General features: G+C 69.6%; 21 protein-coding genes and 1 pseudogene. 11 read left to right on the top strand and 11 right to left on the bottom strand.

Annotation, left to right across the window (positions count from 1 at the left end):
• The first annotated feature begins 88 nt into the window (after positions 1-88).
• Both CLV01_RS04190 and CLV01_RS04185 read left to right on the top strand, forming a co-directional pair.
• Entirely contained in the window at positions 89-772 is a 684-nt protein-coding gene (locus CLV01_RS04190) for a LuxR C-terminal-related transcriptional regulator (protein WP_013804635.1), read from the top strand.
• 5 nt (positions 773-777) lie between these two features.
• The gene (locus CLV01_RS04185) at positions 778-2,760 is read left to right on the top strand and encodes a sensor histidine kinase (protein WP_099734918.1); all 1,983 of its coding nucleotides are present in this window, start codon (positions 778-780) and stop codon (positions 2,758-2,760) included.
• Here CLV01_RS04185 and CLV01_RS04180 read toward each other — a convergent pair.
• Complete coding sequence (locus CLV01_RS04180) at positions 2,729-4,288, bottom strand: serine hydrolase (RefSeq protein WP_065347089.1); 1,560 nt, start codon at positions 4,286-4,288, stop codon at positions 2,729-2,731. The two genes, CLV01_RS04185 and CLV01_RS04180, sit on opposite strands and share 32 nt — an antisense overlap.
• A 131-nt stretch (positions 4,289-4,419) precedes the next feature.
• Positions 4,420-5,538 (bottom strand): tRNA 2-thiouridine(34) synthase MnmA, encoded by a 1,119-nt coding sequence (mnmA, locus tag CLV01_RS04175; RefSeq protein ID WP_099734919.1) that lies wholly within the window; start codon positions 5,536-5,538, stop codon positions 4,420-4,422.
• Between the two features lie 103 nt (positions 5,539-5,641).
• Here mnmA and CLV01_RS04170 point away from each other — a divergent pair, with 103 nt between their 5' ends.
• Positions 5,642-6,568, top strand: coding sequence for a LysR substrate-binding domain-containing protein (locus CLV01_RS04170; protein ID WP_099734920.1), 927 nt, complete (start codon positions 5,642-5,644; stop codon positions 6,566-6,568).
• A gap of 8 nt (positions 6,569-6,576) precedes the next feature.
• Here CLV01_RS04170 and CLV01_RS04165 read toward each other — a convergent pair whose 3' ends face one another.
• From CLV01_RS04165 to CLV01_RS04140, 6 genes are read right to left on the bottom strand one after another with little or no spacing between them, the layout of a single operon-like run.
• Positions 6,577-7,353, bottom strand: coding sequence for an enoyl-CoA hydratase (locus tag CLV01_RS04165; RefSeq protein WP_099734921.1), 777 nt, complete (start codon positions 7,351-7,353; stop codon positions 6,577-6,579).
• 11 nt (positions 7,354-7,364) lie between these two features.
• A complete protein-coding gene (locus tag CLV01_RS04160; RefSeq protein ID WP_099734922.1) occupies positions 7,365-8,378 on the bottom strand; it encodes a Bug family tripartite tricarboxylate transporter substrate binding protein in 1,014 nt (337 codons plus the stop codon).
• Between the two features lie 36 nt (positions 8,379-8,414).
• A complete protein-coding gene (locus CLV01_RS04155; RefSeq protein ID WP_180288356.1) occupies positions 8,415-9,581 on the bottom strand; it encodes a CaiB/BaiF CoA transferase family protein in 1,167 nt (388 codons plus the stop codon).
• Positions 9,582-9,629: 48 nt separating this feature from the next.
• Complete coding sequence (locus CLV01_RS04150) at positions 9,630-10,415, bottom strand: citryl-CoA lyase (RefSeq protein ID WP_016449571.1); 786 nt, start codon at positions 10,413-10,415, stop codon at positions 9,630-9,632.
• A 31-nt stretch (positions 10,416-10,446) separates the two neighbouring features.
• Entirely contained in the window at positions 10,447-11,946 is a 1,500-nt protein-coding gene (locus tag CLV01_RS04145; protein WP_099734924.1) for a class I adenylate-forming enzyme family protein, read from the bottom strand.
• Between the two features lie 56 nt (positions 11,947-12,002).
• The gene (locus tag CLV01_RS04140) at positions 12,003-13,040 is read right to left on the bottom strand and encodes a tripartite tricarboxylate transporter substrate binding protein (protein WP_099734925.1); all 1,038 of its coding nucleotides are present in this window, start codon (positions 13,038-13,040) and stop codon (positions 12,003-12,005) included.
• Positions 13,041-13,203: 163 nt separating this feature from the next.
• Here CLV01_RS04140 and CLV01_RS04135 point away from each other — a divergent pair, with 163 nt between their 5' ends.
• The 5 genes from CLV01_RS04135 (at position 13,204) to CLV01_RS04115 (ending at position 18,946) form a co-directional block, all read left to right on the top strand.
• Positions 13,204-14,010, top strand: a complete 807-nt coding sequence (locus CLV01_RS04135) for an IclR family transcriptional regulator (RefSeq protein WP_099734926.1) — start codon at positions 13,204-13,206, stop codon at positions 14,008-14,010.
• 100 nt (positions 14,011-14,110) lie between these two features.
• The gene (locus tag CLV01_RS04130) at positions 14,111-15,073 is read left to right on the top strand and encodes a LysR substrate-binding domain-containing protein (RefSeq protein WP_012202727.1); all 963 of its coding nucleotides are present in this window, start codon (positions 14,111-14,113) and stop codon (positions 15,071-15,073) included.
• A gap of 87 nt (positions 15,074-15,160) precedes the next feature.
• On the top strand, positions 15,161-16,576 hold the full coding sequence (gene tcuA, locus CLV01_RS04125) for an FAD-dependent tricarballylate dehydrogenase TcuA (protein ID WP_099734927.1): 1,416 nt from the start codon (positions 15,161-15,163) through the stop codon (positions 16,574-16,576).
• A 141-nt stretch (positions 16,577-16,717) separates the two neighbouring features.
• On the top strand, positions 16,718-17,923 hold the full coding sequence (tcuB, locus tag CLV01_RS04120) for a tricarballylate utilization 4Fe-4S protein TcuB (RefSeq protein ID WP_016454009.1): 1,206 nt from the start codon (positions 16,718-16,720) through the stop codon (positions 17,921-17,923).
• Positions 17,924-17,965: 42 nt separating this feature from the next.
• Positions 17,966-18,946, top strand: coding sequence for a Bug family tripartite tricarboxylate transporter substrate binding protein (locus tag CLV01_RS04115; RefSeq protein ID WP_180288355.1), 981 nt, complete (start codon positions 17,966-17,968; stop codon positions 18,944-18,946).
• 15 nt (positions 18,947-18,961) lie between these two features.
• Here CLV01_RS04115 and CLV01_RS04110 read toward each other — a convergent pair whose 3' ends face one another.
• The 3 genes from CLV01_RS04110 to CLV01_RS04100 form a co-directional block, all read right to left on the bottom strand.
• Positions 18,962-19,465 carry a carboxymuconolactone decarboxylase family protein gene (locus CLV01_RS04110; protein ID WP_012202723.1) on the bottom strand — a complete coding sequence of 168 codons (504 nt, stop codon included), beginning with the start codon at positions 19,463-19,465 and terminating at the stop codon, positions 18,962-18,964.
• Positions 19,466-19,603: 138 nt separating this feature from the next.
• Positions 19,604-20,590: a tripartite tricarboxylate transporter substrate binding protein BugE gene (locus CLV01_RS04105; RefSeq protein WP_099734928.1), complete on the bottom strand. Its 987-nt coding sequence runs from the start codon at positions 20,588-20,590 to the stop codon at positions 19,604-19,606.
• A gap of 51 nt (positions 20,591-20,641) precedes the next feature.
• Positions 20,642-21,877 (bottom strand): alpha-hydroxy acid oxidase, encoded by a 1,236-nt coding sequence (locus CLV01_RS04100; protein WP_099734929.1) that lies wholly within the window; start codon positions 21,875-21,877, stop codon positions 20,642-20,644.
• Positions 21,878-21,988: 111 nt separating this feature from the next.
• On the opposite strand from CLV01_RS04100, the gene CLV01_RS04095 reads away from it, so the two are divergent.
• From CLV01_RS04095 to CLV01_RS29390, 3 genes and pseudogenes are all read left to right on the top strand, one after another.
• Positions 21,989-23,026 (top strand): LysR family transcriptional regulator, encoded by a 1,038-nt coding sequence (locus tag CLV01_RS04095; protein ID WP_099734930.1) that lies wholly within the window; start codon positions 21,989-21,991, stop codon positions 23,024-23,026.
• On the top strand, positions 23,007-23,735 hold the full coding sequence (locus CLV01_RS04090) for a HipA family kinase (protein ID WP_017405896.1): 729 nt from the start codon (positions 23,007-23,009) through the stop codon (positions 23,733-23,735). The genes CLV01_RS04095 and CLV01_RS04090 overlap by 20 nt, the downstream gene beginning before the upstream one ends.
• Positions 23,627-24,112 (top strand): annotated as a pseudogene (locus CLV01_RS29390) (DUF3037 domain-containing protein); the annotation flags it as partial. The gene CLV01_RS04090 and the pseudogene CLV01_RS29390, both read left to right, overlap by 109 nt.
• Positions 24,113-24,147: the final 35 nt, after the last annotated feature.

Here is a 24,147-nt window from a genome sequence, read left to right as displayed (position 1 = left end):
TTCAGGGATATGCAAAGATGCGGGCTTCGCCCACAGTCGGGCGGCCATCCTGCCCCTTTTTACGCCCGCCGCTGCGCACGCCTTTTCCATGCCCGCCCACCTGCTTGTCCCAGAGTCCACGCTTCCGGCCCCGGTGCTGGTGGTGGAGGACGAGCCGCTGATCCGCCAGCGGCTGCAGTCCGTGCTGGGCCAGTTGGGCTACACGCCCGATGCCCTGCTGTTCGCCGGCTCCCTGGCCCAGGCGCGCGCCTGCCTGGCCGAGCCCGTGGCGCTGGCCCTGGTGGACCTGGGCCTGCCCGACGGCAGCGGCATCGACCTGATCGCCGAGATGCGCAGCGCAGACCCGGCCGTGGGCATCCTGGTGATCTCGGCCTGGAGCACGGAGGACGCCATCCTCGCGGCGCTGCGCGCAGGCGCCACCGGCTATGTGCTCAAGGAACGCGACGACCTGGAAGTGTCGCTGTCCATCCGCAGCGTGCTGCGCGGCGGCGCGCCCATCGACCCCTTCATCGCGCGCCGCGTGATCGCCGAGCTGCAGGGCGCGGCACCGGCCACGCCGGAGAGCAGCGGCACCGAGTCCACGCTGAGCGCGCGTGAAAGCCAGATCCTGCGTCTGGTGGCCGATGGCCTGACCAACCGCGAGATCGCCGAGCAGCTGCACCTGTCGCGCTACACGGTGGAATGCCACATCAAGCACATCTACCGCAAGCTGGCCGTGTCCTCGCGCACGCGCGCCGTCAACACGGCACGCGTGCGCGGATTGCTGGGCTGACGGCCATGGGCGGGTGGCGCCGGTGGTTCGGCCCGGTGCGGCACTTCGCTCTGGGCCAGGCCCTGGGCCTGGCGGTCCTCCTGTGCAGTACCTGCGCCTTGGCCCAGGCCTGCCTGCCGCAGATCCTGTCCATCCAGTCCGCCAAGGCCGCAGGCCAGGGGCCGCCGCCCATGGCCAGCGCGGTACGCGACTGGCACAACGTGACCCTGCCCGACCACTGGCTGGACCGCTGGCCCGGCTACAGCGGCGCCGTCTGGTACCGCATCGACTGGCAGCGCGGCTGCGCTCACCCTCCTGCCGCTTCTGCCACCGCTCCCGCCGCCGCCGATCCCGTGGCGCTGGCCCTGCACTCCATGGTCATGGCCGGCGAGGTCTTCGTGAACGGCGACCTGCTGTGGCGCGACCGGCACCTGGTCGAGCCCCTGTCGCGCAGCTGGAACATGCCGCGCTTTTGGCTGCTGCCCGAATCCGCCCTGCATGCGGGCACCAACAGCGTGTGGATCCGCGTGCACGGCCTGGCCGAGCAGACGCCGGGCCTGGGCGAGGTGCGCCTGGGCGAGCCCGAGGCGCTGCGCCAGTGGCACGAGCAGACCTGGTGGAACCAGCGCACGCTGTTTGCCATGAACATCGTGGTCTCGCTGGTGCTGGGCGTGCTGTTCGCCTTTGCCTGGCTGCAGCGGCGCGCCAGCAAGGCCTTTGGCTGGTACGCGCTCAATGCCTTCTGCTGGGCGCTGTTCCTGGCCAATATCCTGGCCACCGAGGCCTGGCCCTTCCCCGACACCCTGGCCGTGGCACGCGGCAATTTGCTGGTCTTCTTGCTGTTCAGCCAGAGCTTTTGCCTGTTCACCTGGCGCTTCGGCAGGCTGCACCTGCCCCGGCTGGAAAAGCTGCTGTGGGCGCTGACGCTGGCCGGCATGGCCGCCGCCATCTTCGCGCCCTGGTGGCTGGTGGACGGTGTGCTGCACATCGGCCTGGTGTACTTCGGCATCTGCGTGGCCGTGTCGCTGCACTTTCCGCTGCACGCCTGGCGCACGCGCGAGCCGGGCCACCTGGTCTACGCGGCCTGCCTGCTGGTCTTCCTGTGCGCGGGCCTGCACGACATGCTGGCGCTCAAGAAAGTGATTGGCCCCGCCACGCCCTGGATGCCCTATACCGCGCCGCTGACCATGCTGGCTCTGTCCATGGTGCTGGGCCGGCAGTTCGTGCTCAGCATGCGCCGCATCGAACAGTTCAACCAGGAGCTGACCGACAGCGTGGCGCGTGCCTGCGACGAGCTCGGCGGCACGCTGGCGCGCGAGCATGCGCTGGCGCTCAGCCACTCGCGGCTGCAGGAACGGATGCAGCTGGCGCACGACCTGCACGACAGCCTGGGCGGCTCCCTGGTGCGCTCCATCGCCATGGTGGAACAGGCGGGTGGCCCCATGCACAACCGCCAGTTCCTGTCCGTGCTCAAGCTGCTGCGCGACGACCTGCGCCAGATGATCGACAGCGGCACCAGCGTCTCCGTCACCGTGCCGGACACGCCCCAGGCCTGGATCGCGCCGCTGCGCCACCGCTTTGCCAGCCTGTTCGACGCGCTGGACATGCAGTCCGACTGGCAGGTGCCTGCCGCCTGGCCTCAGCCGCCCGGTGCGCTGCAGTGCCTGGCGCTGACGCGCGTGCTGGAGGAAGCGCTGGCCAATGTGATCAAGCACAGCCGCGCCCAGTGCGTGCAGGTGCAGCTGCAGTGGCCCGAGCCGCATTGGCTGATGCTGCGCATCACCGACGACGGCGCAGGCTTTGACGTGGCCGCCGTGCAGCAGGCCGGCATGGGCGTGGGCCTGCGCAGCATGCAGGCGCGCCTGCAGCGCCTGGGCGGCCATCTGGACATGGATTCAGAGCCCGGCGCCACCGTGCTGGCCGCCTGGCTGCCCGTGCCCGGCGATCACCTGCACGACGGCACGGAGCAGGCCACCCTCAGCGCGAAAAGCGCCCTATCCCCGCACTGACGCCGGCCGGCGTCAGCACATCGTCGAAATACTCCAGCGTGAGCTGGTTGCCGTCGAACGTGGCCTTGGACAGGCTGCCCGGCGAATCGCCCTCGGGCACGAAGCTGAAGACCTCGCCATCCCAGTGGCTGAGCAGCATGCGCTGCGAACCCAGGCTGACCTGCAGCCCCCCGCCACCCGTCTGCAGGCTGACCTGGGCCGGCCCGTAGAAGCGGTTGGCGTAGCTGCCCACATAGGCGCCCAGCGGCCGGGGCGGGCGCGGGAAAGGGGGCCGGGTCTTGCCTACCAGCTCGCCATGCGGCTGCATGATGGGTGCCAGCCGCTTCGTCCAGATGCTCTCCCAGTCCTGGCGCTGGCGGCCCCATTCGACCTGGTCCAGGAACTGCGAGACCACGATCTCGGGCACGCCGATGGGCATGCCGTTGGTCAGCACCACGATGCCCAGCTTGAGCTCGGGCATGACGGTGAAGCTGGTCGCGCTGCCCGTGCCGAAGGCACCCGAGTGGCTGTAGGTGGTGCGCCCCGCCTCGGACACGCCCACGTTGAAGCCGAAGCCGTAGTAGCGCGCAGGCTCGCCGTTGCCGGCCGGCGACTGCAGCATCTGCGGCGACAGCGCCGTGCGCAGCGCCTGCGCATCGACCACCTGGCGGCCCTCGAAGCGGCCCTCGTCCAGCAGCATGGTCATCCAGCGCGCCATGTCGCGCACCGTGGAGCTGACGCCGCCCGCGGCCGACTGCGCATCGGGCCGGCGCACCGGCCCCGTCTGCCACACGCCGTTGACGCGCAGGTGGCCGGCCGCGCGGTTGGCGCGCGCCTCGAAATCGGCAAACAGCGAACTGGTCTGCGTCATGCCCAGCGGGCCGTAGACGGCCTGCTGCGACAGCGCGGCCCAGGACTGGCCCGCGATGGCGGCCACGGCCTCGGCGCCCGTGGTCAGGCCGAAGTTGCTGTAGGCGTACTGGGTGCCCACGGGCCGCAGCGGCAGGTAGCGCAGGCGCTCCAGGATCTGGCGCTGGCTGTAGCCCAGCTCCTCCAGCGCATCGCCGGCCTGGCCGGGCAGGCCCGAGCGGTGGGCATACATGTCGCCCACGGTGATGCGCTGGGCCGCGTCGGCATCCTCCAGCGTCCACCAGGGCAGGCCCTGCTGCACGCGCGTGTCCCAGGACACGCGGCGCTGGCCCACCTGCTGCGCCACCACGGTGGCGCCCACGGACTTGGAGACGGAGGCGAGCTGGAACACCGTGTCCGCATCCACAGCCAGCGACGAGCCCAGACGGCGCACGCCCATGCCCTGGGCATAGACCAGGCGCCCCTCATGCACCACCGCCACGGCCACGCCGGGCACGCCCGTGCGCCGCATCTGCGCGCGCACCTGGCCATCGAGTTGATCGAGCGCACGCTTGACGCGGTCCGTCACGGGCGGATCGATGGGATCGCCCCAGGACACCTCGCCGTTGCATCCGGCCGTGGCCACGGCGCCCAGGGCCGCTCCCAGAAAATGCCGGCGCGCAAGAATCGATGAAGCCATGGGGTCTCCTGTGGTGCTGTCGTGAAGAACAAAAGGAAAAAGAAAAAGGGGCGGTTGTGCCGCCCCCCGTGACGATAGCAAAACGCGCCGGGCCGAATCCTGCCCGGCATCAATGCCGCATCAGTGCTGCATCAGTGCGGATCCACCGCCGCGATGATGCCGCCGCCCAGGCACACGTCGCCGTCGTAGAGCACGGCCGACTGGCCGGGCGTGACGGCCCATTGCGGCTCGGGGAAATCCAGCCGGAAGCCTTCGGCCGTGGCGCCCGAGATCAGGGCCGGCGAGTCGGGCTGGCGGTAGCGCGTCTTGGAGCCGTAGGCCTTGCCCTCGGCGGGCGCGTGGCCGGCCACCCAGCTGACCTGGTCGGCCAGCAGCGACTGCGACAGCAGCCAGGGATGGTCATGGCCCTGCACCACGCGCAGCGTGTTGGTGTCCAGCTCCTTGCGCGCCACGAACCAGGGCTCATGGTCGCCGCCGCCGCGCGGCGCGCCCTTTTCCTTGACGCCGCCGATGCCCAGGCCCGAGCGCTGGCCCAGCGTGTAGAACGACAGGCCCACATGCTTGCCCAGCTTGCGGTTGCGGTCGTCGAGGATGTTGCCGGGCTCCTTGCTGATGTAGCGGTTCAGGAAGTCGCGGAAGGGCCGCTCGCCGATGAAGCAGATGCCCGTGGAGTCCTTCTTCTTCGCGTTGGGCAGGCCGATCTCCTCGGCAATGCGGCGCACCTCGGTCTTCTTCAGCTCGCCCACGGGGAACATCGACCTGGACAGCTGGGCCTGGTTGAGGCGGTGCAGGAAGTAGCTCTGGTCCTTGGCCGGGTCCAGCCCCTTGAGCAGCTCGAACAGCTGCGTGCCGGGGTTCTGGCGCACGCGGGCGTAATGGCCCGTGGCGATCTTCTCGGCGCCCAGGCGCATGGCGTGGTCCAGGAAGGCCTTGAACTTGATCTCGGCATTGCACAGCACGTCGGGGTTGGGCGTGCGGCCGGCCTGGTATTCGCGCAGGAACTCGGCGAAGACGCGGTCCTTGTACTCGGAGGCGAAGTTCACATGCTCGATCTCGATGCCGACCACGTCGGCCACGGCGGCGGCATCGACAAAATCGACATTGGACGAGCAGTATTCGCTGTCGTCGTCATCTTCCCAGTTCTTCATGAAGATGCCGACCACTTCATGGCCCTGTTGCTTGAGGAGATGGGCCGTGACAGCGGAGTCCACACCGCCCGACAGGCCCACCACGACGCGGTGTTTAGTCATGGGCAGCGATTATCCCCGCGCCCTTCAAAGGCTGCGCGCCACGGGCTTTGCAGCCCTGCGCCAGCAGGAATAATGGCCCTCTTGCCCCCTAGGAAACGCCCGCATGCGCTACGACCTGACCGATCTGAAGCTGTTCATGGCCATCGCCCAGGCCGGCAATCTCTCGCGTGCCAGCCAGGCGCGGCACCTGACGCCCTCGGCCGCCAGCCAGCGCCTGCGCAATCTGGAGCAGGCCCTGGGCTGCCAGCTGTTCACGCGCGAGCACAAGGGCATGCGGCTGACCGAGGAAGGCCACGCCATGCTCGAGCATGCGCGCGGCGTGTTCGCCGCCATCGACGGCATGGAGGCCGAGGCCGCCCTGCTGGGCAGCAGCCTGCAGGGCAAGGCAACGCTGGCGGCCAACAGCTCCTCGCTGCACGGCTTCATCGGCCCGCACATCGGCGAGTTCCTGACCGCCTTTCCCGAGGTGAACCTGACCCTGGTGGAGCAGACCAGCGAGACGATTGCCGCCAGCGTGGCCGAGGGCGAGGCCGACCTGGGCGTCTACGCGGGCGAGCCCATGGCGGGCGCCGTGGCCTGCGAGACCTTTGCGCTGGACCGCCTGGTGGTGATTGCCCCGCCCGGCCATCCGCTGGTGCCCCAGCCGGGCGAGAGGCAAGACGACGGCGAAGGCCCTTCCTGCCGGTTCTTCGACACCCTGTCCCATGCCTTCGTGGGCATGGCGCTGACCAGCAGCAACTACGCCTTTCTGCGCGAGCTGGCCAAGCGCCATGGCCGGCCGCTGCGCTGCCGCATCCACGTGGACGATTTCACCTCCATCGTGCGGCTGGTCTCGCAGGGCGTGGGCCTGGCCATCATTCCGCAAAGCATCTACCGCAGGCTCGGCACCGCGCATGCGGTGGCCTGCCTGCCGCTGGAGGAAACCTGGGCACGGCGCCCGCTGCAGCTGGTGCGCTCCAGCGAACGGCCGCTGACGCCCACCGCGCAGCGGCTGCGCAGCTTTCTGAAAGGGCTGGCCGACAAGGCCTAGGCCCGGATTCAGGGCTGGGGCTGGGCCTTGGCCTGCTTGCGTTCCAGGAAGGCATTCATGTGGTGCTGCGGCTCGCCCGTGTTGAAGGCCGCGCCGAACTCGGCCACGCTGTCGGTGATGGCCGAGTCCACGCCCATGCCCTCCCAGCGGCGCAGCAGGCGCTTTTGCTGGCGCAGCGCCTCGATGCCGATCCCGCCCAGCCCCTCGGCAATTTGCGCGATGCGCGCATCCAGCTGGTCGCCGGGCACGCATTCGTTGAGCAAGCCCCAGCGCTCGGCCTGCAGGGCACCGATGTTCTCGCCCGTGAGCAGCAGCCAGCTGGCGCGCGTGCCGCCGACCTGCGCGGGCATCATGGCCGCGTGGATCACCGAAGGAATGCCAACCTTGACCTCGGGCATGCCCACCACGGCATCATCGGCCGCGATGCGCAGGTCGGCCGCCATGGCCAGCTCCAGCCCGCCGCCCAGCGTATGGCCCTGCAGCCTGGCGATCACGGGCACGGGGAAATGCCGCACCGCGTTGCACAGGTCGCGCAGCCCGCTGATGAAGGCGCGTGCCGAGGCGGCGTTGAGCGACGCCATCTCGCGGATGTCGGCCCCCGCCACGAAGGCGCGCGTGCCCGATCCGCGCAGCACCAGGCAGTGCAGATCGGGGCGCTCTGCCAGTTCGGCCAATTGCGCGGTCAGCGCGCGGATCACGGGTGTGCCCAGGATGTTCAGCGGCCCGCCGCCGGTGATGGTGAGCACGGCGGTCTGCGGGGTGGGAAAGGTCACTTGTGCATGCACGGCAGATCTCCTCAAAGTTTCTCGAATCCGATGTCGCGGATCAGCTGGGACCAGGCGCGGTTGGAGCGCTCCACCGTCTGCCTGAATTGCGCAGGCTCCTGGAAGTCCACGACGGCGCCCTGCTGCTCTATGGTCTTGATCAGCTCGGGCTTTTGCAAGGTCTTGCGCATGGCTTCGCTGAGCCTGGCAAGAATGGCGGGATCGAGCCTGGCAGGCGCGCCCAGGCCGTACCAGGACATGTCGTTCATGGGCTTGAGACCGGCCTCGGCATAGGTGGGCACGCCCGGCAGGGCCGGCAGGCGCACGGGGCTGGACACGGCCAGGGCACGCAGCTGGCCGCCCGCGATCAGCGCGCCCGAGGACGGCATGTTGTCGAACACCACATCGAGCTGCCCCGCCATCAGGTCGTTGAGCGCCGGCCCCAGGCCCTTGTAGGGCACATGGGTGAGGGTGGTGCCCGTGGTGCTGCCGAACAGCGCACCGCTCAGGTGGCTGAGCCCGCCATTGCCCGAGGAGCCGTAGTTGAGCTTGCCCGGCGCGGCGCGCGCCGCGTCGCTCACATCCCTGGCGCTCTTGTAGGCCGAGCCTGCGCTGACCACCATCACGCCCGGCACGTTGGCGATGTTGGTGATGGGGGTGAAGTCCTTCACCGGGTCATACGCGGGCTTGGCGTAGACGTTGGGGTTCACCGCATGCGAGCTCTCCACCATCATCACCAGGGTGTAGCCGTCGGCCGGCTGCTTGGCCGCATAGGCCGAGCCCGTGCTGCCGCCCGCGCCGGGGCGGTTTTCCACCACCACGGGCTGGCCCAGCGTCTCGCCCAGGTAGCGGGCCGCCACGCGCGCGATCACATCGGTGGCGCCGCCCACCGCATAGGGCACGACCAGGCGTATGGGCCGCTCGGGATAGCTTCCTGCCCCTGCCGCCCCAGCCGCCCCCGCTGCCCCTGCTGCATATGCCAGCGGCATCCCCGCCAGCGCGGCGGCTGCCACGGCGGCCTTCAGTGCTTTCATGCGTTTCGTCATCCTTGTCTCCTTCTTGGCTTGTCGATGTCTATGGATTCAGAGGTCCTGCGGCGCCGCACCGAGCACGGGAGGCGGCGGCACCTGGGCGCCGCCGCCGGCCGGCACCATGGGGTTGCGCACCAGCTTCAGCGTGCCCAGCTGCGGGTGCTCCACCGTCTGCAGCATCTGGCGGTGCCGTACCTGCGGATGGGCGAAGACCTGCTCCATGGTGTTGATGCAGCCCCAGGGCACCTGGGCGGTGTCCAGCGCATCGGTCAGGGCCTGCAGCGGCCAGCGGCCCAGCGCCGCGCGCAGCAGCGGGCGCAGCTGCTCCATGCCGGTCAGGCGCGCGGCATTGGTGGCAAAGCGCGCGTCCAGGTGCCAGTCCGTGCCCAGCACGGAGCACAGGGCGGCGAACTGCCCGTCATTGCCGATGGCCAGGATGAAATGCCCGTCTTCGCAGGCAAACACCTCGTAGGGTGCGCAATTGGGATGGGCGTTGCCCGTGCGGCGCGGGTTCTCGCCGCTGACCAGGTAGTTGGCCGCCTGGTTGGCATTCATGGCCACGGCCACGTCCAGCAGCGCCAGGTCGATGTGCTGGCCGCGCCCCGTGCGCTGGCGCTGCACCACGGCCGCCAGCACGGCGCTGGTGGCATACATGCCCGTCATCAGGTCCACCACGGCCACGCCCGTGCGCAGCGGGCCCGCGCCCTCCTCGCCATCGGCCACGCCCGTGTAGCCCATGAGGCCGCCCAGCCCCTGGAACACATAGTCGTAGCCGGGCTTGTGCGCAAACGGGCCGCTCTGGCCGAAGCCCGTGATCGACAGGTAGATCAGCCCGGGGTTGATGGCGGCCAGCGCCGCATAGTCCAGGCCGTGGCGCGCCAGCGCGCCGGCCTTGTAGTTTTCCACCAGCACGTCGGCATCGCGGATCTGGCGCAGCAGCCAGGCATGCGAGGCCGGCTCGGTGAAGTCCAGCGCCACCGACTGCTTGCCGCGGTTGCAGGACAGGAAGTAGGCCGACACGGCCTCGCCACCGGGCGCCTGCACGAAGGGCGGGCCCCAGGCGCGCGTGTCGTCGCCCGTGCCGGGACGCTCGATCTTGAGTACCGATGCGCCCAGGTCGGCAAGGTTCTGGGTGCACCAGGGTCCCGCCAGGATGCGGGACAGGTCCACCACGCGCAGGCCGTCGAGGGCGCCGGACAATCCATGGGTTTGTTGCATGGACTCCATGCTCGCGGCATGGCGCACGGTGGTCCATCGGTCATTGCTTCACGCAGCGTTCGCGGAAACTGCATGCCCCGCGTAGGGGATGGCTTCCTCCACCGTTTCCCAGATGAACCGGCCCGACGGGCTTTGCTGCTCCTCCACCACATGCGCCACCAGCCCGGCCGCCCGCGAGATCACGGCAAAGCCGCGCATCACGGCCGTGGGCACGCCGATCTCGCCCAGCAGGGCGGCCACGGCCCCCGTGGCATTGATGGTGATGGGCCGGCCCGCCGCGGCGTCCACGGCGGCGGACAGGGTTTCGAGCGCGCGGATTCTGCTGCCCGCCAGTTCGGGTTCGGCGCGGCCCATGTCCAGCAGCTTGTAGGCGCGCGGGTCCACGGGCTTGTGCAGGTGGTGGCCGAAGCCGGGGACGGGGCTTTTCAACGCCTTGTGGTGCCGGGCGATGGCGCGGGCCTCGGCCTCGGGGTCGGCGGCGGCGGCGATGCGGTCGAGCAGCGCGGCGCAGTTCTCCATGGTGCCCACGAAGGAGCTGCCCACGGCCAGCAGGCCGGCCGAGACGGCGCCCTGCAGGTTCTCCGGCGCGCTCATGTAGATGAGGCGCGTGGCGATGGCGCTGGGCGTGAGGCCATGCTCCATGAGCACGATGAGCACCACATCGGCGATGCGCAGGTCCACGGGGCGCGGCGTGCGGCCCAGGATCTGCATCAGCATCACCTCGGTGAAGGTCTTCTTGCCCATCAGGTCCTCGACCAGGTCGGCATCGCGGTAATGCAGGCTGGTGAGGGTGTGGGTGCACAGGCGGGTGACGGGGGGTTGGTGCGTGGCCATGGCCAGGGTCTCCTTGTGATGGTGTGCGGGATCAACGGGGCGCCAGCGCAAGCTCGCGCACGGCCGTCTTGAGCAGCTTGCCCACGGGCGAGCGCGGCAGGCTGGCGTGAAAGTGGATGCGCTTGGGTGTCTGCACGGGGCCCAGGCGCTGGCGCACGAAGGCGATCAGTTCGGCCTCGTCCGGCCGCTGGTCGGGGCGCAGTTCGGCGCGCAATTGCACGGCGGCCTGCACGGCCTCGCCCCAGTGATCGTCGGGGATGCCGAAGACCACGCACTCATGCACGGCCGGATGCTGGCCCAGGGCGTTTTCCACATCCACGGGATAGACGTTGAAGCCGCCCGTGATGACCAAGTCCTTCAGGCGGTCCTTGAGGTGCAGGTAGCCCTGCGCATCGATCAGGCCCCGGTCCCCCGTGTGCAGCCAGCCGTTCACCAGGGTCTCGGCCGTCTTGCCGGGCAGGCGCCAGTAGCCGCTCATCAGCAGATCGCCGCGCGCCACGACCTCGCCCACCTCGCCCCGGGGCAGCAGGCGGCCGTCGGGCGCCATGACGGCCAGGTCGCTGAACCAGGTGGCCCGGCCCACGGAGGTCCACAGGCCTTCGTCCTCGAAGTCCTCGGGCCGCATGGCCGTGAGGATCTGCGGCGCCTCGGTCTGGCCATAGGTGGTGGCCAGCACGGGGCCGAAGAAGGCGCGCACCTGGCGGATTTTCTCGGGCGGCATGGCGGCGCCGCCGTAGATGAGGCGGCGCAGGCCGGGGAAGTCCGCACGGCTGGCGCCCGGCAGCGCCATCAGCATGTAGATCAGGGTGGGCGGCATGAAGCACACGGTGCCGCCGCGCAGGGCAAAGGCGCTGCGCACGGCCTCGGCACCCGCACCATCCAGCAGCACATGGCAGCCGCCCTGCGCCAGGATGGGCAGCAGGTAGGTGGACGTGCCATGCGTGATGGGCGCGGCCATGACGTAGCGGTCATGCTCATCGAACCCCCAGGCCTGGATCTGGTTGGCAATGCCGGCCATCCAGGCGCGGCAGGGCTGCATCACGCCCTTGGGCAGGCCCGTGGTGCCGCCCGTGAACTTGATGGCCTGGATGGCATCGGCGGGCAGGTCGGGTGTCCCAGGCAAAGCGCCGGTCTGCGCCTGCTCCAGCGCCGCCGTGCCCTCGCCCAGCACCAGGTGGATGCCCGGCGCCCCTTGCACCAGTGCAGCGCCGCCCGCATCGCACAGCACGATGGAAGGCTCGGTGGCATCGATGATGCGGCGCACCTCGGACTGCGTGCTCTTGGGATTGAGCGGCACCCAGACCTTGCCGCTGGCCATCACCGCCAGCAGGGCGGCGATATGGTCTGCGCTGTTGCCCGCGCAGATGCCCACGCGGCTTTGCACGGCGGGCTCCAGCGCCTGCAGGCCGGCCGTCAGCGCGGCCACCTTGCGGGCCAGCGCGTCATAGCGGATGCAGCCGCCCGGTGCGTCGATGGCGATGCGCTGCGGCCAGCGCTCGGCCGCGCGCCAGAAAAAATCAATGGGTTGCATGGGGGTCGTCTCCTTGTGGGGCGGTTGTGTTGAGCTTTTGCCGAACGTGTGCCGAACTACTGGGCGGTGGCGCCCGAGGCCTTGACCACCTCGCGCCAGCGCTTGATCTCCGACGCCGCAAAGCTGCGCATCTGCGCCGGGGTGCCGGGCTCGGGCGTGGCGGCCATCTCGCCCAGGCGCTGGCGCAGCTCGGGTGCGGCCAGGGCGGTGTTCAGGGCATGGTTCAGGCGCTCGATCACGGCGGGCGGCGTGCCCGCAGGGGCGGCCAGGCCGAACCACGACTGCACGTCGAAGCCCGCATAGCCCGACTCCGCCAGCGTGGGCACATCGGGCAGCAGCGCCGAGCGCCGGGCGCTGGTGATGGCGATCGCGCGCAGCTTGCCTGCCTGCACATGGGGCAGGGCCGAGGGCGCGTTGTCGAACATGGAATCCACCTGCCCGCCCAGCAGGTCGGTGATGGCCGGTGCGCTGCCCCGGTAGGGCACGTGCAGCATGCGCAGGCCCGACAGCTGACGGAACATCTCGCCCGACAGGTGGATCGACGAGCCGCTGCCCGACGAGGCGAAGCTGATGCCCTGCGCACTCTGCCGGGCGTAGCGCACATAGTCGGCCACGTTCTGTATGGGCAGGCGCGGGTTGACCACGAGGATGTTGGGAATCTTGGCGATCAGGCCGATGGGCTCGAAGTCCTTGACCGGGTCATAGCCGAGCCGGGGGTAGAGCGAGGCATTGATGGTGTTGGCAATGGTGTAGACATACAGCGTGTAGCCGTCCGCAGGCGCCCGCGCCACGACTTCGGCGCCCACATTGCTGTTGGCGCCCGTGCGGTTGTCCACCACCACGCTCTGGCCCAGCTGCTCGCCCATCCGGGCGGCCACCAGGCGTGCGATCACATCGGTGGCGCCGCCGGCCGCATAGCCCACCACGAGCCGCACGGGCCGGGCCGGCCAGGCCGCCGGCTGCGCCAGCACGGGCGCGGGCGCCAACGCCACGGTCGCGACGGTGGCGGCGGCCATGCCGGCCAGTGCGCAGGTGAAGGAACAGGCCAGCAGGCGCCGGCGCGCCCACGGATTGAAACGGGCAGGGGTGGTCATGTCTTGTCTCCAGGTGATCGTTCTGATGTCTGCTTATGTCTGCTTATGTCTGCTTGTGTCCGCTTATGTCTGTCTGTGTGGGCTTTCGACGGCCTGCGGCACACTGCGCGCTGCACGCAGGCCCTTTTCTGCCCTGCCTGCAATCACCGGGAAATTCTTTTCCATGCCTTCGCGCAGCACCAATCAAAACGTCCGGCCAGCGGACATTCCAGTCTCCGCCGACGATGCCGGCAGCCGCACGCTGCGCCGTGGCCTGCAGGTGCTGGACGCCGTGCTGGCCGCTGGCCGCGAAGGCCTGCGCGTCGCTGACCTGTGCCGCGCCACGGGGCTGGAGCGCGCCACGGTGTACCGCCTGCTGTCCACCCTGGTGGACAGCGGCTATGTGGCGCACAGGGGGCGCTTCGGCTATGCGGCCGGCCACCGGCTGGCGGCCACGGCCGCCAGCGCAGGCCAGCCCAACATGGCCGTGCGGCTGCAGCCCGTGCTGGAGCGCGTGAGTGCGGGCTGCGCGGACGCGGCCTTTGCCATCGTGCGCGAAGGCGCGGCATCGCACTGCATCGCCCGCCATGTGGGCACGCATCCGGTGCAGATCCTGGTGATCCAGGTGGGTACGCGCCAGCCGCTGGGCGTGGGAGCGGCGGGCCTGGCCCTGCTGGCCGCCCTGCCCGATGCCGAGGTGCAGGCCGCGATGGCGGCCAACGCGCCCGTGCTGGAGCAGTACGGCGGCATGACGCCCGAGCGCATGGCCCTGCTGGTGAAGGCCACGCGCCAGCGCGGCTGGTCCGTCATCGGCAACCATGCCACGCGCGGCGTGCTGGCCGTGGGCATGGCGGTGCGCAATGCCGAAGGCGAGCCCGTGGCCGCCGTCAGCGTGGCCTCCACGCTGGAGCGCATGCCCGGCGAGCGCCAGAAGCTGATTGCGCGCTCGATAGGCGAGGCCCTGGCGGCCCTGCTGCCGCGCGGCATCTGAGGCCAAGCCCCCGGTGCAGCGGCCCGCCCGGTCTGCACCGAGAATCTGCGCCGACGATCTGCACCGACAATCGCCGCTGCCATCCACAAGCGCCGCCCCCATGGAACTGAGACAACTCCGCTACTTCGTCCGCATCGTCGAACTGGGCTCCATGAGCCGCGCCGCCCTGGACCTGGACATGGTCCAGTCCGCGCTGAGCCAGCAGGTCAGCCGCCTGGAAAGCGAGCTGTCCACCCGGCTGCTGCAGCGCACGCCGCGCGGCGTGGTGCCCACCGAGGCAGGCGTGGCCTTCTTCCGCGAGGCCCAGCTCACGCTGCGCCATGCCGAGCAGGCCGTGCGCAGCGCGCAGCAGGCGCGGCTGTCGGGCTCGGTCAGCGTGGGCCTGGCGCCCACCACCTCGGCCATGCTGGGCCTGCCCATGATGCAGGCCATGCGCGCGCGCTACCCCGATGTGCGCCTGCACATGGTGGAGGGCATGTCCGGCCACCTGACCGACATGCTCAATGCGCGCGCGCTGGACATGGCCGTGCTGTTCGACGCCCGCCTGCACGGCGGTCAGGCCCGCGCAGGCGGGCGGCGCTGGCAGGTGCACCCGCTGATCGAGGAAGAGCTGTTCCTGATCCGCGCACGCGGCCACCACCCCGAGCCGCTGCCGCCGCAGATGGCGCTGGCCGACCTGGCCGGCGAATCGCTGATCCTGCCCACGGGCCTGCACGGCCTGCGCAGCACGCTGGACACTGCCTTCTCGCAGGCGCGCTTCACGCCGCATCTGGTGCTGGAGGTGGACTCGCTGTCCATGGTCATGGCGGCCGTGGATGCGGGCCTGGGCAGCACGGTGCAGCCCTGGGCCTCCATGGGCCGCTATGCCGATGCCGCGCAGCGCTTCGAGTGGTCGCGTATCACGGACAAAGATGCCCTGCGCACCAACTTGCTGTGCAGCCTGTCCGAGGATGAGCTGTCGCCCGCCGCCCTGGCCGCGCGCGTGGTGCTGATCGACTGCGTGCGCCAGCTGCTGCGCGGCGGCGCCTGGGCTGGCACGGCCCTCATCCATCACGAAGACTGATACCCCCATGCCGGCGGGCCCCTGCCCGCCAAGCGGCGTTCTCCCTACATTCGCAATCCCCACGATGGCGAATGCAAGGAGAACTCCATGGACCCCGATGTCCTGGTCATAGGCGGCGGCAATGCCGCCCTGTGCGCGGCCCTGATGGCGCGCGAGGCAGGCCGCAGCGTGCTGCTGCTGGAGGCGGCGCCGCGCGACTGGCGCGGCGGCAATTCCGGCCACACGCGCAATCTGCGCTGCATGCACGACGCGCCCCAGGACGTGCTGGTCGAGGCCTACCCCGAAGAGGAGTTCTGGCAGGACCTGCTCAAGGTCACGGGCGGCATCACCAACGAGCACCTGGCGCGCATGGTGATCCGCGCCTCCTCCACCTGCCGCGACTGGATGCGCCGCCACGGCGTGCACTTCCAGCCGCCGCTGTCGGGCGCCCTGCACGTGGCGCGCACCAATGCCTTCTTCATGGGCGGCGGCAAGGCCCTGGTCAATGCCTACTACCGCAGCGCCGAACGGCTGGGCGTGCAGGTGCGCTACGCGTCGCCCGTGGACCGGCTGGAGATCGAGGGCGGCGAGTTCAAGGCCGCCTGGGTGGGCGAGCAGCGCATCACCGCAAAGACCTGCGTGCTGGCGGCGGGCGGCTTCGAGTCCAACCGCGAGTGGCTGCGCGAGGCCTGGGGGCAGAACGCGCGCGGCGAATGGCCGTCCGACAACTTCCTGATCCGCGGCACGGCCTTCAACCGCGGCGTGCTGCTGCGCCACCTGCTCGAAGACCATGGCGCCGACCGCATCGGCGATCCCACCCAGGCCCACATGGTGGCCATCGACGCGCGCGCGCCGCTGTACGACGGCGGCATCTGCACGCGCATCGACTGCGTCTCGCTGGGCGTGGTGGTCAACCGGGAGGCCGAGCGCTTCTACGACGAGGGCGAGGACTTCTGGCCCAAGCGCTATGCCATCTGGGGCCGCCTGGTGGCCCAGCAGCCGGGCCAGACCGCCTGGTCCGTCATCGACGCCAAGGCCATTGGCCGCTTCATGCCGCCGGTCTTCCCGGGCGTGCGCGCCGACTCCCTGCCCGAGCTGGCACGCAAGCTGGGCCTGGACGAGGAACGCTTCATGCAGACCCTGGATGCCTACAACGGCGCCTGCCGCGTCGGCCACTTCGACCACACGGCGCTGGACGACTGCCATACCGAGGGCCTGGCGCCCGCCAAGACCCACTGGGCCCGCCCCATCGACACGGCGCCCTTCTACGGCTACCAGCTGCGCCCCGGCGTGACCTTCACCTACCTGGGCCTGGAGACCGACGACACGGCGGCCGTGCGCTTTGCCGGCCAGCCCAGCACCAGCCTGTTCGTGGCCGGCGAAATGATGGCCGGCAACGTGCTGGGCAAGGGCTATACGGCCGGCGTGGGCATGTCCATCGGCACGGCCTTCGGCCGCATCGCGGGCCGCAACGCAGCCCTGGCCGCCACGGGCCAACCCGCCGTGCGCGGCGCAGTGAGATGAAGACCCCCCTGAGTCGCTGCGCGCCATCCCCCAAGGGGGACGACAGCCTCGCTGCGGGGCGGCCCTTGCTCGCTGTCCCTGGTCAGGAGCAGGCCTACTTCAAGCGCTGCGGGCGGCAAGCCAACCCCATGGACGACACATATGCAAAACACAATTAGCGCCCTGGCCCAAGAAGCCCAGGACCTGGCCGCCGGCCGGGTCATTCCCATCCTGCCGGTTTCCACCGAAACGGCCGCCGAAGGCGAGGTGGCGCGCGCCCTGCAGATCTGCAACGCCTGCCGCTACTGCGAAGGCTTTTGCGCGGTCTTCCCGGCCATGACGCGGCGGCTGGAGTTCGGCAAGGCCGATGTGCACTACCTGGCCAACCTGTGCCACAACTGCGGCGCCTGCCTGCATGCCTGCCAGTACGCGCCGCCGCACGAGTTCGCCATCAACATCCCCAAGGCCATGGCCGAGGTGCGCGGCCAGACCTATGCCGACTACGCCTGGCCGCCCGCCCTGGGGCGCCTGTACCAGAGGAACGGACTCACGCTGTCGCTGGCCCTGGCCGCAGGCCTGTCGCTGTTCCTGGTGCTGGCCGTGGCCCTGCAGGGCGGCCTGGGCCGGCTGTGGGGCGCCGACCTGGGCGCCAACTTCTACAACCTGTTCCCGCACAACCTGCTGGTGGGCATCTTCGCGCCCGTGTTCCTGTTCGTGGTGCTGGCGTTGGCCATGGGCGTGCGCCGCTTCTGGAAGGACGTCAAGCCCGCCACCGGCGGCGTGGACGTGGGCACGCCGGCGGCGGCCGAGGCCGCGCACGACGTGCTGCGCCTCAAATACCTGGACGGCGGCCACGGCGAGGGCTGCCACAACGAGGACGATGCCTACACCCTGAGCCGCAGGCGCTTTCACCACCTGACCTTCTACGGATTCATGCTGTGCTTTGCGGCCACGGCGCTGGCCACGGTCTACCACTACGTGTTCGGCTGGGCCGCGCCCTACGAATTCCCCAGCCTGCCCAAGCTGCTGGGCGCCGTGGGCGGCACCAGCCTCATGCTGGGCACCGCAGGCCTGTGGCGCCTGAACCGCAGGCGCCACCCACTGCATGGCGACGCGCGCCAGAAACCCATGGACCTGGGCTTCATCGCCCTGCTGTTCCTGGTCGCGGCCAGCGGCATGGCGCTGTGGCTGGGCCGCGGCACGCCGGCCCTGGCCCTGCTGCTGTGCCTGCACCTGGGCGCGGTGATCGCCCTGTTCGCCACCCTGCCCTACGGCAAGTTCGCGCACGGCGTGTTCCGCACGGCATCCCTGCTGCGCCACAACACCGAAAAGCGCCAGCCCAGCCCCATCGGGCTGGGCGCCGACTAGCCGCATCCGCCCCGATTCCCAGCCAATGACGGAGACAACCCCATGATGAACAAGCGCAACTTCCTGCACGCCACCGCCCTGGCCGCCTCCCTGCTCGCACTGGCCGCCAGCGCGCAGGCCCAGGACTTTCCTCCCAAAAAGCCCGTGTCCCTGGTCGTGGGCTTCGCCGCCGGCGGCGCTGCCGATGCGGCCGCGCGCCTGATCGCCAAGAAGCTGGGCGAGAACATCGGCCAGAGCGTGGTGGTGGAGAACAAGGGCGGCGCGGGCGGCAACATCGCCCACCAGCAGGTGGCCAATGCGGCGGCCGACGGCTCGGTGCTGCTGTTCGGCTCGGTGGGGCCGCTGACCATTGCGCCGCACCTGATGAAGCTGCCCTACGACCCCTTCAAGGACCTGGCACCCATCTCGGGCGGCGTGAACTTTCCCAACGTGCTGGTGGTGCACAAGGGCGCGGGCGTGAAGACCCTGGCCGAGTTCGTGGCCAAGGCCAGGAAGAACCCGGGCACGGTGGACTACGCCTCGACGGGCGCGGGCTCGGCCTCCCACCTGGCAGGCGAGTTGTTCAACCAGCGCGCGGGCATCGACATGGTGCACGTGCCCTACAAGGGCGGCGCGCCCGCGCTGCAGGACCTGCTGGGCGAGCGCGTGACCAGCTACTTCGCCGCGCCGCCCACGGCCCTGCCCCACATCGAGGCCGGCAAGCTGATCCCGCTGGCCACCACGGGCCTCACGCGTCCGGCGTACATGCCCGACATCCCCACGGTGGCCGAAGCCGGCTATCCCGGCTTCGAGGCGCTGAACTGGTATGCCTTCGTGGCACCGGGCAAGACGCCCAAGCCGATGCTGGACCGCTGGAACACCGAGATCGTCAAGGTACTCAATGACCCTGGCGTCAAGGAGGCGCTGAACAAGCACGGCCTCACCCCCCAGCCCACCACGCGCGCCGAGTTCGCGGCCTTCATGAAGAAGGAATACGAGCAGTGGGGCAGGCTGGTGAAGGAACGAAAGCTCTCCGCGGAGTGAGCGGCTTGCAGGCGTTCAGAGCTTGATCGGCTTGCGTGCCACGGGCGCTGCAAAGCCCGCGCACAGGCGGTTCCAGACATTGATGCTGCCGATGGCATAGGTCAGCTCCACCATCTCGCGCTCGCTGAAATGCGGGCGCAGCGCCTCGAAGTCCTGCTGCTCGGGATGGGCCTGGCTCAGGCGCGTGCAGCGCTCGGCCCAGTTCAGGGCGGCGCGCTCGCGCCCGTCGTAGAAATCCACCTCGGGCCAGGTGACGATGCTGTTGATGCGCTGCAGGTCCTCGCCCCGGGACAGCAGTTCGCGCGTGTGCATGTCCACGCAGAAGGCGCAGCCGTTGATCTGCGAGACACGCAGGAACACCAGCTCCAGCAGCTGGATGCCCAGGCTGGACTGGTTGAGCAGCGCGTTGATGCCGGCCTGGGCCTTGTACAGCTCGGGGGCGACGGCCTGGAAGTTCAGGCGCGGCGTGGGGGCGGCAAGAGGACGGGCGCCGGTGGCAGCGGAAGACGAAGCGGTCATGGAAAACACTCCTTGAGGGATGTAGCAGCCGGCCGGAATGGCTGGCCCATACCTTCAAGACGCGCGGGGCGTGCGCGTTGTGACAGCGTTGGCGAAAATTTTTTCGCAGCCCCTATCCTCCCTTCCGCCGGCTGCCCCTCAATCCGCCACGATGCGCCGCTCCGTGGCTATCTTGCGGTACAGGGCGTTCTCGGCCGCGATCTCGCGCGCGAACTCCTCGGGGCGGTTGCCGATCACGCGCGAGCCCGTGTCCTCGATCTGGCGGCGCACCTCGGGGCTGGCCAGCGCGCGCTGGGCGGCCGCATGCAGGCGCGCCACGATCTCGGGCGGCAGCCCCTTGGGGCCGTAGATGCCATAGAAGGCGCTGCGGTTGACCGGCTCCAGCCCCAGCTCCTTGAAGGTGGGCACCTGGGGCAACTGGGCCAGGCGCTCGGGCGCGGCCACCGCCAGCGCGGTAAGCCGTCCCGCCTTGATGAAGGGCAGGGCCGAGGGCAGGTTGTCGAAGACGATGGGCACCTGGCCCGCCACCGCATCGTTGAGCGCAGGGCCCGAACCCCGGTAGGGCACATGCGTGAGCGACAGCCCCGAGCGGCTGGACATCAGCTCCATCAGCATGTGGCCTATGGAGCCCGTGCCCGCCGTGCCGTAGGCATGCTTGCCGGGGTTCTTCTTCACCTCCTCCACGAAGGCCGCAAAGCTCTGCGCCTTGAAGCCCGGATGCACGGCCAGCACATTGGGCGTGGCCGCAATGTTGATGATGGGCGTGAAATCGGTGAGCGGGTTGTAGGGCAGGCGCGGGTTGATGGCCGGATTGGTGGCCGTGGTGGACACGGTGGCCACGCCCAGCGTGTAGCCGTCGGGCTGGGCGCGCGCGGCCTCGTGCGCGCCGATGGCGCCTCCGCCGCCGCCCTTGTTGTCCACCACCAGCGGCTGGCCCAGGGCCTCTGCCATGCGCGGCGCAATCGCGCGCGCCACGATGTCGGTGGTGCCGCCGGCCGCAAACGGCACGATCAGGCGCACAGGGCGCGTGGGATAGGCGCCGGCATCGGCCGCCATGGCGCCCGGTGCGGCACCAGCGGCCAGCAGCAGGGCGCACAGGCTGCGGCGTGAAGTGAAGTGGTTCATGGGATGTCTCCTGGGAATGGCTGTGTTTTGAACGGACGGTGGAGGTTTGTGTCAGGCCGATGCGCGGCGCACGATGTGCGAGCGGTCCAGCGCGCCGCAGGAGGAGGCGCCCAGCATGGCCAGGTTGCGGTCCACCTCGTCGCGCAGCAGGCCGATGGCGTGCAGCACGCCGGCCTCGCCGCCCACGGCGGCGGCATAGTTGAAGGGCCGGCCCACCAGCACCATGCGCGCGCCCAGCGCCACGGCCTTGAGCACATCGGATCCGCGCCTGAAGCCCCCGTCGATCAGCACGGGATAGTCCGGCCCCAGGGCCGCCACCACGTCCTCAAGAATGCGCATGGCCGACACCGCGCCGTCGAGCTGCCGCCCGCCATGGTTGGACAGCACGATGCCGTCGGCCCCCACGCGTCGGGCCTGCAGCGCGTCCTCCACGCTGAGCACGCCCTTGATGACCAGCGGCCCCTTCCAGCGGCGGCGGATGGCCTCGATGTGGCGCCAGCTCAGGTGGTCGCGTGCCGAAAAGTCGCGCATCACGCTGGACGACATGATGGGCGCGCCGCGCGTGGCAAAGGAGTTCTCGAAATGCGGCATGCCGTGGCGCAGCAGCGTGCGCAGGAAGGTGCCGGCCACCCAGCCCGGGCGCACCATGCCGTCCCAGGCCAGGCGCAGGCTGGGCTTGAGCGGCGTGGAAAAGCCTGTGCGGATGTTGTTCTCGCGGTTGGCGGAGATCGGTATGTCCACCGTCACCACCAGGGTGCGAAAGCCTGCGCGCTCCACGCGGTCGATCAGCGCGTCAATGCGGGCCTGGTCACCGGGGATATAGGCCTGGAACCAGGTGGCCGGGCTCTCGCGCGCCACCTCCTCCATGGGAATCAGCGAAGTGCCGCTCATCACCGACACAATGCCCGCGCGCTGGGCCGCGCGGGCCAGCACCAGGTCGCCCCGGTAGGTGGACAGCGCATTGATGCCCATGGGCGCAATGCCGAAAGGGCTGGCATAGCGCTCGCCGAACAGCTCCACGGCCTGCGAGCGCTGCGACACATCGGCCAGCACGCGCGTGGTCAGGCCCCATTCGCCGAACACCTCGCGGTTGTCGCGCAGCGAGGCGTTGTCCTCTGCCGCCCCGGCGATGTAGCCGAAGATGGGCCGGGGCAGCGTGCGGCGTGCAGCCTCCTCGAAATCATGCAGCGACAGCATGCGGCGCAGCACGGCCGGAGCGCGCGGCGCCGGCAGGGCGGATGCCGAATGCGTGGAGGCAGAGGCAGAGGAGGAAGCGATGGCGGCCATGGTGCGGACCTCGGAATGTTCAGGAACCGGCGCCACTGTAGGCCGCGTATCCATTGAATGAAAGTGGATTATTTAGAATGCACTTGTTCGCTTTTTGCCAATGACAGACCCATGTCCACACCCTCGGTCAAGCAGCTCGAAGCCTTCTGGTGGGCCGCCACCTGCAGCAACTTCGCCACGGCAGCGCAGCGCGTGCACCTGTCCGTGTCCTCGCTATCCAAGCGCATCACGGAACTGGAGTCCGCGCTGGGCCAGCCGCTGTTCGACCGCAGCGGCCACCGCGCCGTGCTCACCGATGCCGGCCAGCGCCTGCTGCCCGCCGCACTGGAGGTGCTCAACGCCATGGCCGCGCTGGGCCAGGCCCTGGACACGCGCGAGGCGCTGGCCGGGCATTGCCGCTTCGGCGTGGGCGACCTGTCGGCGCTGACCTGGCTGCCGGCCTTCGTGGCCGCCGCACGCCAGGCCCATCCGCAACTGGTGCTGGAGCCCCATGTGGACGTGGGCGGCGTGCTGGAGCAGCGCCTGGACGACGGCGAGCTGGACTTTGCCGTCATCGCGGGCCGCTCCTCGCGCAGCAGCCTGCTGTCCCGCCCCGTGGGCGCCGCACGCTTTGCCTGGGCCGTGGCCCCCGGCCTGGCAGGCGCGGGCCGCCTGGGCGCCACGGCCCTGCTGCAGCGTCATGCGCTGGTCACCCTGCCCCCGCAGGCCGGCACCACGCGCCTGCTGGACGACTGGCTGCTCGCCCAGGGCGCCAGCGTGCGCGAGCGCATCCTGTGCAACAGCTGGGGCGCCGTGGCCGGCATGCTGCGCGCCGGCTTGGGCGTGGGCTTCCTGCCCACCGGCTGGATCGCCGCCCTGGGCCTGCGCGCCGTCGGGGGCGCCCATCCCAAGGCCGCCCTCGCGCCCCTGCACTACGCCTTCCAATGGCGGCGCGGCGACGCCCGCGCCCTGATCCCGGCCATGCAGCAACTGGCGCAGGCGCAGGTGGATTTCACGGTGATGCCGGGGTTGGTGGGGTCAGGGCCGCACGCCTCGCCGCATCACACTCGCAGCAAAGGCCATCCAGCCGAAATCGGGCAAGATGGCACTTGGAAGCAGACCTCCCGTAACCTGTACGACACAGACGAAGATGCCGCCTGCCATCGCTGAAGTCATTGAAATCCAGGGCCGCTCCGAGCAAGGCGCGCAAAAGCCGTTTCTGTGCCGGGCCGACGATGGCCAGACCTACTACGTCAAAGGACGGCAGACGGATCGGTCCAGCCTGTGCAACGAGTGGATCTGTGCGCATCTGGCCGTGCAGTTGGGCCTGCCGCTGCCGCCCTTCAAGCTGCTGCATGTCAGCCAGGAACTTCTGGACGAGGCGCCCAGGCCATGGCGTGAATTGGGCTGCGGCATAGCGTTCGGCTCGCAGCGTCATCCCGGATGCACCTGGTTCGACAAAGCCCAGATCCTGCATGTACCGCAGGACCTGCAGGCCAACATCCTCGCCTTCGACTGGTGGGTACAGAACGTGGACCGCATGGACGGCAACTCCAACCTGCTGTGGGATGCGCATCGCAGCGCATTGGTGGTCATCGACCACAACCTCGCCTTCGACCCGCATCTGGACGCCGCAACCTTTATCGAGAATCACATTTTCAGAGGCTGCTGGCAGAAGACAGATCTAGTGTCGCGCGACCGGCTACAGGATCAACTTTCCGAGGCGATGGATGCCGTTTTCCGCTTTGCCTGCGACAATATTCCACCGGAATGGCATTGGAACAACCCGGAATGCGACATCCCCGCCAGGGTGGACATCAATGCCATTGCCGCGACGCTTGCGAAGTGCAAATCGCCCGACTTTTGGAGGTTCACATGAAGCCTCTTGCCTGCCGCTATTCGATAGTCCAATTTGTCCCGTATGCCGAGACCGGCGAGTTCGCCAACGTCGGCATTGTGCTGACCTGCCCGCAAAGCGGGTACTTCGGTTTTCTGCTGCAAAGCCGCAAGTCCAAGCGCGTCACCGATTTCTTCGATGCGCTTGACAGGGATTTTTACAAGAGCGCAGTCAAGGCCGTGGAGGAAGAATTGTCGCGGCTCGAGACCCTCGCCCACAGCCTGGCGCCGCAGGCGAAGACAGATGCTTTGAGGGGGATGATGGCCGCGCTCGAGCAGCCACGTGAAGCCATTGTGCGCTTCAGCCCCGCCAAAGTGGTGCTCACCCAGGATCCGGCCCGGGAGTTGCAGCAGCAGTTCGACCACTATGTCGACCATGCTTTTGCCACGCCCGA

Origin of the sequence: Delftia sp. 60, assembly GCF_002754395.1 — a bacterium.
GTDB classification, from domain to species: domain Bacteria; phylum Pseudomonadota; class Gammaproteobacteria; order Burkholderiales; family Burkholderiaceae_C; genus Comamonas; species Comamonas acidovorans.
This window is presented reverse-complemented; position numbering and strand designations above follow the sequence as displayed.